The sequence below is a fragment of the Microvirga flocculans ATCC BAA-817 genome (assembly GCF_000518665.1).
Lineage (GTDB): Bacteria > Pseudomonadota > Alphaproteobacteria > Rhizobiales > Beijerinckiaceae > Microvirga > Microvirga flocculans.
Genome location: NZ_JAEA01000025.1, coordinates 1 through 10,294, shown reverse-complemented (window position 1 = coordinate 10,294; position 10,294 = coordinate 1). Strand labels below are relative to the sequence as shown.

The window sequence follows — 10,294 nt, the reverse complement described above, 5'->3', positions numbered from 1 at the left end:
TCTCGGTCACACGGCGGATGAGGAACTCGCGGTGCGGGTCGAGCTTGGAATAGCGCCAGCCGCCCTCCGGCTTGGGCGCTAGGCTGCCGGTGTCCCGATAGGCAGCCATCAGCCGGACCACGAAGGCGACCGACACGTCAAAGTGCCGGGCAGCGGCATGACAGGAGTGCCCCGCCTCGACAAAGCGCGCCACGCGGCGGCGAAGGTCCAACGAGTAGGACTTGGTCATCGCTCATCTCCTCCAAAGAGGGCCAAGATGAGTGAATCACGAAGCCGTCACATCGTATAGTCCAAACGATTCCGTCAGAATTGCCCTTGCTCTAGAACCAGAACGAGATAGAGGCTCCATGAGCCGATCATGCGTAAAAAGCGTGACATCATTCCCCCCATTGCAGGAAGGGCAGCGTATCAAGGTTGCAGAAGAGAGTCATGGGCCGCCATGCAGACAGTAACTTTCGGAAACTTTTCGAACGAGGCATTTGGTCGAAGAAGTGTTTAAGTCCGACAGTATCGAATGGCTGTCAGACGCAGAGCCTACGTCAGCAGGTCGACGGTTCGAGCGATCAATGCGGAAAACGCAGCGCGAGGCTCCTGATCCTCGGCTGGGCGGCTTTCATGAGGGGTGAATCCGAAGGGAAGCGGGCGTCGCCCGAGACGGCGTCGAGGACGTCGTCGGAGGCCGTGTCTTCGGCCTCGAAGACGGGGTAGAGGGCACAGCCGCCCGGAAGATGGCCAAGGGCTCCACCGTTCCAGCCCGCGACAGTCCCGCCATAGTCCCATTCGAAGCCATAGAGAACGAAAGGTTTGCCGTTCGCCTTCTCGACCTCTTCGATGGATGCGCCGACCCGCAGCCCTTTAGGGGCTGACCAGTCCGAACCGACCAGGTCGATCCTGATGGGGTGGCGCAGGCTCTTCCCGTCGCGCCAGACCACTTCCAGGCGTTTGGCGGGATCTTCCGGAAAGACGATGCTGGCCTTGGATTTCATGCCTTCCGGCTCCTGAACCGTCTCCAAGCGCACATGGTCGGGGCCGAAGGCTGCCATGAGACGCTTGTGATCCGTATCCCTGGCGAAGGGGCCCAGGCATGTGAATTCATCGGCAAAGCCGGGGCTTGCGGCCAGTAGCAGCCCCAGGCCGGCCATCGTTCCCAAATGCTGCATCGCCGATCTCACCGAGGGCCGGGTTCAGGTCAGGCTCGCGAGGGCGGCCGGGCTCAAGACGGCGACGGCGGTGGCGAAGACGATGCAGAGACGGAAGACCATGCGGCTCTCCTGAAACCTGGACTTTAGGCGAGACGGAATATTCCACGTCCATGTCCGGCCCGCCGTGTGCCAACGCACGGCTTGCTCGTGGACGGCAATCCGGCTACGCCTTGAGCCTATGACACGCACCGCCCTCTATACCGGCAGCTTCGATCCCGTCACCAACGGCCATTTGGACGTCCTGCGCCAGGCCTGCAGCGTGGCGGACAGGATCGTGGTGGCCATCGGGATCCATTCCTCGAAGACGCCGATCTTCAGTCCCGAGGAGCGGGCCGACATGCTCCGCGAGGTCTGCGGGCCGCTGCTCCAGACCCGGGGTGTCGCGCTGGACGTGGTGACCTTCAACGACCTCGCCGTCGAGGCGGCCCGCCGCCACGGCGCGACCCTGATCGTGCGGGGGCTGCGCGACGGCACGGATTTCGACTACGAGATCCAGATGGCCTCCATGAACGCCACCTTGGCCCCGGAGGTCCAGACCCTCTTCTTCCCGGCTTCGCCCGCCGTTCGCCCCATCACCGCCACGCTCGTGCGGCAGATCGCCGGGATGGGCGGTGACGTTTCGGCCTTCGTGCCGGGGCTTGTCGCCGAGCGCCTGAAGACCAAATTCAGGCGGCCATAAAGTTTCATCGTCCACAGGAGACACTCACCCATGAAGCGTTTGCTCGCAGCCGGAGCGATTGTGCTCGCAGGCCTCGTTCCCGCAGCCGCTCAGCAGACCGGCGATCCGCAGAACACGATCTTCCTCGACACGAAGGACGGCCGCGTCACCATCCGCCTGCGTCCCGACCTCGCTCCCAAGCATGTGGAGCAGATCAAGGCCCTGACGAAGCGCGGCTTCTATGACGGCGTCGTGTTCCACCGGGTGATCGAGGGCTTCATGGCCCAGACGGGCGACCCGACCGGCACCGGCACCGGCAAGTCCGATCTGCCCAATATCCCGGCCGAGTTCACCAAGACCCAGTACAAGCGCGGCTCGGTCGGCATGGCCCGCGCGCAGGACCCGAACTCCGCCAACAGCCAGTTCTTCATCTGCTATGACGGCTGCGGCCCGCTTACCGGCCAGTACACGCTCTTCGGCGAGGTCGTGTCCGGCATGGACGTGGTCGACAAGATCAAGAAGGGCAACCCTGCCGCCAACGGCATGGTCTCGGGCCCCGACAAGATCGTGAAAATGCAGCTCGCCGCCGACGCCAAGTGATTCGTCCGGCCGGATACGGCGGAGCGCGGCGGTGGGCCGCCGCGCTTCTGCTGATGGCGATCGTCGCCCCTCCGCTCGCCGCGCAGGAGCTGGCGGATCCCGTCCAGCCGCGCGCCGACGCACGCAGGATCGATCGCATCGCCGATATCTTTCAGGCGATAAAGGCCTGCTGGCGCCCGCCCGCAGGCAGCGGGTTCTCCGGCCAGGAAGTGACCGTCAGGCTCAGCTTCAAGAGCACCGGAGAGGTGCTGGGCCAGCCTCGGATCACCTACTACAAGGAGGGCTCCGAACCCGAGCTGCGCGAGCCTTTCACCCGCGCCGTGCGCGAGGCGTTCGAGCGCTGCACGCCGCTTCCTTTCACGGAAAGTTTGGGACGCGCCGTCGCCGGACGCGTCTTGTCCTTCCGTTTCGTCGATACCCGGCCTATGTGAGCGGGCAGAGTTTTCGTTTTTCAGTCGAACACAGCCAGCACAGGAGATCCCGATGGCAGATCCGGAAAACACCCTCATTCTCGAAACCACCAAGGGCCGCGTGGTCATCGAGATGCGCCCCGATCTGGCTCCGGGCCATGTGGAACGCATCAAGACGCTCGCCCGCAAGGGCTTCTATGACGGCATCGCCTTCCATCGGGTGATCGAGGGCTTCATGGCCCAGACAGGCTGCCCGCATGGCACCGGTACCGGCGGCTCCGACCTGCCGGACCTGAAGGCCGAGTTCAATGCCGAGCCGCATGTGCGCGGCACCTGCTCCATGGCCCGCACCAACTATCCGCATTCCGCCAATTCGCAGTTCTTCATCTGCTTCGACGATGCCCGCTTCCTCGACAAGCAATACACCGTCTGGGGCAAGGTGACCGAAGGCATGGAGAACGTGGACAAGATCAAGCGCGGCGAGCCCGTGCGCGATCCCGACCGTATCGTCTCCATGAAGGTCGCGGCGGACGTGGCTTAACCACAGCGATGAACCGTCGCCCCGGATTCCGCACAGGCGGCCCGGGGTGACGGCCAGAATCCCATGCGCGTCGATCTCTTCGATTTCGAACTTCCTGAAAGCAGCATCGCGCTCCGCCCCGTGGAACCGCGGGACGCTGCGCGCATGCTCGTGGTGCGTCCGCCGGACGGGCTCGAGGACCGCATCGTGCGCGACCTTCCGGATCTGCTGCGACCGGGCGACGTGCTGGTGCTCAACAACACCAAAGTCATTCCGTCGCGGCTCTATGGCCTGCGCATGCGCGAGGACACCGCCGCGCGCGTGGAGATCATGCTGCACAAGCGCGAAGGCGCCGACCGCTGGCGTGCCTTCGCGCGGCCCGCCAAGAAGCTCAACGTGGGCGACCGCATCCGTTTCGGCGAAGCGTCCGAGAGCAGCGCCTGCGAGCTCGTGCGGCTCGACGCCGAGGTGGAGGAGAAAGGCGAGGGGGGCGATGTCGCGCTCCGCTTCTCCTTCTCGGGCGCCTATCTCGACGAGGCCATCGCCAGGCTCGGGGAATTGCCGCTGCCGCCCTATATCGCCGGCAAGCGCCGCACCGACGACAAGGACCGCACCGATTACCAAACCGTCTATGCCAGGGACGAGGGGGCCGTAGCGGCCCCGACCGCCGGCCTGCATTTCACGGAAGACCTCTTCCGCCGCCTCGACGAGCGCGGCATTGCCCGTCAGTTCGTGACCCTTCACGTGGGTGCGGGCACCTTCCTGCCCGTCAAGGCTGAGGACACCACCGAGCACCGCATGCATGCGGAATGGGGCTCGGTGTCGGAGGAGACCGCGCGGGCGCTCAACGAGGCGCGGGCGCGGGGAGGGCGGATCGTGGCGGTCGGCACCACGTCGCTCCGCCTCCTGGAGAGCGCCGCACAGGAGGATGGGAGCATCGCGCCTTTCTCCGGCGATACCGCGATCTTCATCACACCCGGCTACCGCTTCAAGGCCGTGGACGTGCTGATGACCAATTTCCATCTGCCGCGCTCGACCCTGTTCATGCTGGTCTCGGCCTTCGCAGGGCTCGATTGCATGAAAGCGGCCTATGCCCATGCCATCGGCTCGGGATACCGCTTCTACTCCTATGGGGACGCGAGCCTGCTTTTCCGCGCGTAACGCTTCTCAGGCCGATGCGCGGAAGGCGATCACGCCATCCTCCGTGCAGATGCGGTTTCGGCCAGCTTTCTTAGCGTCGTAAAGCAGTTCGTCGGCACGGTCCATCAACGGCTGGAGGTTTTCGCCAGGCCGGTGGGCGGCGATGCCGAAGCTGGCCGTCGTCATCTGCGATCCATGAAAGGCCGCTTGCCCGGACGCCTCGAAAAGGGCGCGGACGCTCTCCGAGAAAGCGCGTGCCTCACCCACGGTGGAACGGGTGAGAAGGATGGCGAACTCCTCGCCTCCGATCCTCCCGACGATCGCGTTCTTGCCCGCATGGGCGGTGAGAAGCGAGGCAAGCTCCTTGATCACGCCGTCGCCCCTCGGATGGCCGTGAGTGTCGTTAATGCTCTTGAAATGGTCGATGTCGCACAGCACGAGGCTGACCGGCTGGGCGCTTGCCCGCCCAAGTGCGAGGGAAGCCTCCTCATCGAAACCGCGCCGGTTGTAGACCCCGGTCAGAGCGTCAACGACGTTCTGCTGTTTGAGGTCGGCAGTCATGTCGAGCACGATGGCGGCCAGTAGAGATAGGCCGATGAAGACGGCTGAGATGATCAGGGAGAAATTGAAGGTCAGCCAGAACGAGGAGGTCTGCAAAGCGCCCGTATCGACCGTCGGAGACCACGGATTACCGATCACGAGAGGGCGAAGGAGGATCTGGATGCTCATGATCACGAAGATCCAGAAGATGGTTTTCGTGATGAGCGAATCCGACCGGGACGGACGCAGGCGATAGGCCGCGTTTACGAGGATCGCCCCGCAGCCGGTGCTGACGACATAGATCCGCGCCGCCACATTTCTATCGATGTAGAAGTAATAGCAGACGCCGATGAAAACGGCGGCGGCAACGATTGCCGTCAGGGGGTAATTCAGCCGGCGGCTGACCCTCTTCAGGCAGCCTTCGGCCAGGAGGATGACGCAAGCCAGGTAGAAGAAGGGTGTCAGTGGGGCAATGGGGCCGGTATCGCCGGCTACGAAGCGAAGCTGCGAGGCAGCCGCCAGGGTGTAGAGCGCAAATGTGCCGATGAAATACAGAATGTAGGAACGGGAGCGGTTGCTGAGCCATAACGGCAGCAGGAAGATCGTGAAAATAGCGCCGATCGTGGGACTGAGGATCGCTATCAGCTGATTGCCGCTCATGCAGGGGGCCCCTTCCGACACTCCCCGATGCGAAGCAGGATCTTGCTCGTCAGGCATGTCGGATGACGTAAAGATAAGTTATATTGTCATGATGAATGCTGCGTTACACTGCTTGTCGCGGGCTGTCGCGACGATAGTTCTCCGGGTTAACTTGGCTATTGAGCGATATTGGTCTTTTAGAGACATCTTGTCAAGGACGATAAGCTTTTGTCGGCGCAATGTTATTGGGCAAAAAAGCAGAGCTTTCTCTTTAGTAGATCTGATGTGGAATATTTTGCTCCTGCCGGAATCGGTTGCATGGCGGATTGAATCTTGTCGCGATAAGTCGTCGTTCCTGACGCTTCCCCTCCCGCGCGTGATCGGAGATAAGACGCCAAAGGTTTTTCAGGACCCCTCATGACCACAGAACAATTCACCTTCACCGTCACCAAGACCGATGGAGCGGCCCGCACCGGGGAAATCCGGATGCCGCGCGGGGTCATCCGCACTCCTGCCTTCATGCCTGTCGGCACCGCGGCCACCGTGAAGGCCATGTATCCGGATCAGGTAAAGGCCCTGGGCGCCGATGTGGTGCTCGGCAACACCTATCACCTCATGCTCCGCCCCGGCGCAGAGCGGGTGGCCCGGCTCGGAGGGCTGCATCAGTTCATGAACTGGCCCTATCCGATCCTCACGGATTCCGGGGGGTTCCAGGTCATGTCCCTGTCGGCCCTGCGCAAGATCGACGAGACGGGCGTGACTTTCCAGTCCCATATCGACGGCTCGACACACGTGCTGACGCCTGAGCGCTCCATCGAGATCCAGGGCCTCCTCGGCTCCGACATCCAGATGCAGCTCGACGAATGCGTGAAGCTGCCCTGCACCGACGAGGTGGCCGAGAAGGCCATGCGCCTGTCCCTGCGCTGGGCGGAGCGCTGCCGGGTGGCCTTTGGAGAGCAGCCGGGCAAGGCCATGTTCGGCATCGTCCAGGGCGGGGCCGTGGAACGGCTGCGCATCGAGAGCGCCAGGGAACTCGCTGCCCTCGACCTGAAGGGCTATGCCATCGGCGGGCTGGCCGTGGGCGAGCCGCAGGAGGTGATGCTTCGGATGATCGAAACGGTCGAGCCGCATATGCCGGCGGAAAAGCCCCGCTACCTTATGGGCGTTGGCACGCCGGACGACATCGTGGAGGCGGTGCGGCGGGGTGTCGACATGTTCGACTGCGTCATGCCCACGCGCGCCGGACGCCACGGCCAGGTCTTCACCCGTCACGGCCGCATGAACCTGCGCAATGCCCGTTTCGCCGAGGATACGAGCCCGCTCGATCCGGAATCGAAGTGCACGGCCTCCAACACCTATTCCCGCGCCTATCTGCACCATCTCGTCCGCTCCAACGAAATTCTGGGCATGATGCTCCTGACCTGGAACAACCTGGCCTATTACCAGGAGCTCATGGCCGGCTTACGCAAGGCGATCGCCGAGGGACGACTGGAGAGCTATATCGGCGAGGTCAAGGAAGGCTGGGCCAAGGGCGAGCGAGACAGCAAGGCGGAAATCGGCCAGCACGCCAACAACATGGCCATGACCGCGGAGGGCTGAGCCCAGGATTTCGCCCAGGCTTCGGCCGAATCCCCAAAAGCTCGGCTTTCCGGCCCGGGAACTGAGGATTGAGGCTCCCTGGCGGGGCTTTTCGATTGACCTGAGGCCCGAGACCCCCTATCTCGGGCCTCACCTCTGGGAGCGCGTAGCTCAGCCGGTAGAGCATCTGACTTTTAATCAGAGGGTCCTGGGTTCGAGTCCCAGCGCGCTCACCACCATTCGCAAGGGCTTCGCCGGCTCCCTTGCCCTCCATCTCGGATTAGTTTTTGGATGGGTTTCGGGGCTGCGGTCGGGTCTTCTCCATCGACTGCCTGCGGACCATGGGGGCGCTGACATAGCGAAACCGGCCCACAGGGCATCCTTTCACTCAGATGAAAGCATGCGTCATCGAAACCAGGAAGCGAGCGTTCCGTACGGTCGCGATCAATGGCGATCTTTGATCTGTTCGCGGGGAGGATGTCAGAGGTCGTGCAGCCTGCGGGAACTTACGACGACTCCGTCGGTGTCGCAGTAAACGAACCGGCCTTTTGCAAATTCAGCGCCGCCGATCTCGAATGATGTTCCAATAGTGCCTGCGCCCTCAAACGAACCGCGTGCCGGGACAGTGCCCAGCGCCATCACGCCGATATCCATCGTTGCGAGCATCTCGGAGTCGCGGACGGCGCCGAAAACAAGGATGCCCGCCCATCCATTCTCCATCGCCTTCGTCGAGAGGCGATCGCCAAGAAGGGCCGCCCGGGTCGAACCCCCTCCATTCACGACCAGAACCCGTCCGTGCCCAGGCTGTTCGAGACATTGTTTTACCAGCCCGACATCCTCGAACGTGCTGACGGTCTCGATCTTTCCGCTGAAGGAGCGGCGCCCGCCGAATGTGCGGAACTGCGTGAGGCAGACCTCCAGCTCTCCCGGGAATTCATCGCAAAGATCGGCCGTCTTGAAACCGCTCATCGTTCACACCGCGAATCGAGAATATCCTGACAAAGGGCATCGCTACGCAATCGGACGGGATCCGTACAGTCATGCGGGGCGTTGATCCGGATTCGGATTGCGCAAAGAGTCTTACGTTTCTTCGAAGATATTTTCGAGTTTTGCGATTGCGGTGAGGAGGTTTTTTGCGTCTGGGCCGAGGGCGTTGAGGATGCGGCGTTCGAAGGCGAGCGCCTTGGGGACGATGGCGCGGTAGGCGCGCCGGCCTGCGGGGGTGAGGCTGAGGATCTCCTCGCGCCGGTCGGCGGGGCTTTCGCGGCGGGCGAGCCAGCGCCGCTCCTCGAGCGCCCGCACCGCCCGGCTGACCTTGGTCTTGTGCATCGCCGAATGCCGCCCGATCGCCGTGGCGCCGAGGGCCTCGGCCTGGCCGAGCGTCGCCAGCACCCGCCATTCCGGGATCGTCAGGTCGTGATGCGGGCCGTAGACGGCGCGGAACTCCTGCGACACCGCCGCCGCGAGGCGGTTGAGCCGGTAGGGCAGGAAGCGTTCGAGGGCGAGCTCGGTCATGCGCTTGTTAGTTACAAAATCGACGGTTACGTCTGTAACCATTGCGGGCCGCGGGCGCAACCGCGGCTCCCCCGTTTTCGGCGGCGGCCCACGGCCCCCGTCGCGCTCCCAGCCCCGATCCGAGGAGGTCAGGTCCATGAACGTCCAGAACCCATCCCGGCCGCAGGCCGCCGCGCCCCTCGAGAGCGCGCTCCAGCCCGGCTACATGTCCGGCTTCGGCAACGGCTTCGAGACCGAGGCCCTGCCCGGCGCGCTGCCGATCGGGCGCAACTCGCCGCAGCAATGCGCCTACGGCCTGTATGCCGAGCAGCTCTCCGGCTCGCCGTTCACCGCGCCGCGCACCACCAACGAGCGCTCCTGGCTCTACCGCATCCGCCCGACGGTGACCCATTGGGGCCAGTTCACCAAGGCCGAGATCGGCCTGTGGCGCACCGCGCCGGCGGCCGAGGTCGAGCTGCCGATCGCGCCGATGCGCTGGGACCCGATCCCGCTGCCGGCCGCGCCGGTGTCGTTCCTCGAGGGCGTGCGCACCATGACCACGGCGGGCGATGCCGGCTCCCAGGCCGGCATGGGCGCGCATGTCTATCTCATCACCCGCTCGATGGCGGACGAGTATTTCTACAATGCCGACGGCGAGCTGCTGTTCGTGCCGCAGCAGGGCGCTTTGCGGCTGTGGACCGAGTTCGGCATCATCGACATCGAGCCGGGCGAGATCGCGGTGATCCCGCGCGGGGTGAAGATCCGGGTCGAACTCGTCGACGGGCCGGCGCGGGGCTATCTGTGCGAGAACTACGGCGGCGCCTTCACGCTGCCGGAGCGCGGGCCGATCGGGGCCAATTGCCTGGCCAATCCGCGCGACTTCCTGACCCCGGTGGCGGCCTATGAGGACAAGGACGCGCCGTCGAAGATGTACGTGAAGTGGGGCGGGGTGCTGTGGGTGGCGGAGATCGGGCATTCGCCGCTCGACGTGGTGGCCTGGCACGGCAATTACGCGCCCTACAAGTACGACCTGCGGCGCTACTCGCCGGTGGGTCCGATCCTGTACGACCATGCGGATCCGTCGATCTTCACGGTGCTGACCTCGCCGTCGGAGACGCCCGGCACGGCCAATATCGACTTCGTGATCTTCCCCGACCGCTGGCTGGTGGCGGAGAACACGTTCCGTCCGCCGTGGTACCACATGAACGTGATGAGCGAGTTCATGGGGCTGATCTACGGGGTGTACGACGCCAAGACCGGGGGCGGGTTCGTGCCCGGGGGCATGTCGCTGCACAACACGATGCTGCCGCACGGGCCGGACGTGGATGCGTTCGAGAAGGCGAGCCATGTGGAGCTCAAGCCGCACAAGCTCGAGGGCACGCTGGCCTTCATGTTCGAGACGCGCTTTCCGCAGAAGGTCACCGCCTTCGCCGCCGCGACCGACGCCCTGCAGAAAGACTACGCCGCATACGGACACAAACTCAAAAAACACTTCAACCCAAATAAGAGATAA

13 protein-coding genes and 1 tRNA gene are annotated in these 10,294 nt (G+C 63.9%); 8 read left to right on the top strand and 6 right to left on the bottom strand.

Going from position 1 to position 10,294, the window contains the following annotated elements; translation table 11 throughout:
• The 3 genes from L879_RS0118035 to L879_RS23790 form a co-directional block, all read right to left on the bottom strand.
• Positions 1 to 229: IS630 transposase-related protein (locus L879_RS0118035; protein ID WP_027317323.1), on the bottom strand; the 229-nt coding region annotated here is incomplete at its 3' end.
• Between the two features lie 334 nt (positions 230 to 563).
• Positions 564 to 1,160, bottom strand: a complete 597-nt coding sequence (locus L879_RS22990; RefSeq protein WP_051435422.1) for a hypothetical protein — start codon at positions 1,158 to 1,160, stop codon at positions 564 to 566.
• A 24-nt stretch (positions 1,161 to 1,184) separates the two neighbouring features.
• Positions 1,185 to 1,340 carry a hypothetical protein gene (locus tag L879_RS23790; protein WP_154664261.1) on the bottom strand — a complete coding sequence of 52 codons (156 nt, stop codon included), beginning with the start codon at positions 1,338 to 1,340 and terminating at the stop codon, positions 1,185 to 1,187.
• A 40-nt stretch (positions 1,341 to 1,380) separates the two neighbouring features.
• On the opposite strand from L879_RS23790, the gene coaD reads away from it, so the two are divergent.
• From coaD to queA, 5 genes are all read left to right on the top strand, one after another.
• Entirely contained in the window at positions 1,381 to 1,881 is a 501-nt protein-coding gene (gene coaD / locus L879_RS0118025) for a pantetheine-phosphate adenylyltransferase (protein WP_027317322.1), read from the top strand.
• Positions 1,882 to 1,911: 30 nt separating this feature from the next.
• Complete coding sequence (locus L879_RS0118020) at positions 1,912 to 2,460, top strand: peptidylprolyl isomerase (RefSeq protein ID WP_027317321.1); 549 nt, start codon at positions 1,912 to 1,914, stop codon at positions 2,458 to 2,460.
• Positions 2,457 to 2,891: a UCP034077 family protein gene (locus L879_RS22215; protein ID WP_051435421.1), complete on the top strand. Its 435-nt coding sequence runs from the start codon at positions 2,457 to 2,459 to the stop codon at positions 2,889 to 2,891. Before L879_RS0118020 ends, L879_RS22215 begins: the two co-directional genes overlap by 4 nt.
• A gap of 52 nt (positions 2,892 to 2,943) precedes the next feature.
• A complete protein-coding gene (locus tag L879_RS0118010) occupies positions 2,944 to 3,411 on the top strand; it encodes a peptidylprolyl isomerase (RefSeq protein ID WP_027317320.1) in 468 nt (155 codons plus the stop codon).
• A 63-nt stretch (positions 3,412 to 3,474) separates the two neighbouring features.
• The gene (queA, locus tag L879_RS0118005) at positions 3,475 to 4,551 is read left to right on the top strand and encodes a tRNA preQ1(34) S-adenosylmethionine ribosyltransferase-isomerase QueA (RefSeq protein ID WP_027317319.1); all 1,077 of its coding nucleotides are present in this window, start codon (positions 3,475 to 3,477) and stop codon (positions 4,549 to 4,551) included.
• Positions 4,552 to 4,557: 6 nt separating this feature from the next.
• On the opposite strand, the gene L879_RS0118000 is transcribed toward queA, so the two are convergent.
• Complete coding sequence (locus tag L879_RS0118000; protein WP_027317318.1) at positions 4,558 to 5,730, bottom strand: GGDEF domain-containing protein; 1,173 nt, start codon at positions 5,728 to 5,730, stop codon at positions 4,558 to 4,560.
• A gap of 396 nt (positions 5,731 to 6,126) precedes the next feature.
• Between L879_RS0118000 and tgt the strand changes: the two genes are divergently transcribed.
• Positions 6,127 to 7,308, top strand: coding sequence for a tRNA guanosine(34) transglycosylase Tgt (gene tgt, locus L879_RS0117995; protein ID WP_027317317.1), 1,182 nt, complete (start codon positions 6,127 to 6,129; stop codon positions 7,306 to 7,308).
• Positions 7,309 to 7,447: 139 nt separating this feature from the next.
• Positions 7,448 to 7,523, top strand: a tRNA-Lys gene (locus tag L879_RS0117990).
• Between the two features lie 244 nt (positions 7,524 to 7,767).
• On the opposite strand, the gene rraA is transcribed toward L879_RS0117990, so the two are convergent.
• Both rraA and L879_RS0117980 read right to left on the bottom strand, forming a co-directional pair.
• Positions 7,768 to 8,256 carry a ribonuclease E activity regulator RraA gene (gene rraA / locus L879_RS0117985; protein ID WP_027317316.1) on the bottom strand — a complete coding sequence of 163 codons (489 nt, stop codon included), beginning with the start codon at positions 8,254 to 8,256 and terminating at the stop codon, positions 7,768 to 7,770.
• 111 nt (positions 8,257 to 8,367) lie between these two features.
• Positions 8,368 to 8,802: a MarR family winged helix-turn-helix transcriptional regulator gene (locus tag L879_RS0117980; RefSeq protein ID WP_027317315.1), complete on the bottom strand. Its 435-nt coding sequence runs from the start codon at positions 8,800 to 8,802 to the stop codon at positions 8,368 to 8,370.
• A gap of 136 nt (positions 8,803 to 8,938) precedes the next feature.
• Here L879_RS0117980 and hmgA point away from each other — a divergent pair, with 136 nt between their 5' ends.
• Positions 8,939 to 10,294, top strand: a complete 1,356-nt coding sequence (hmgA, locus tag L879_RS0117975; RefSeq protein WP_027315142.1) for a homogentisate 1,2-dioxygenase — start codon at positions 8,939 to 8,941, stop codon at positions 10,292 to 10,294.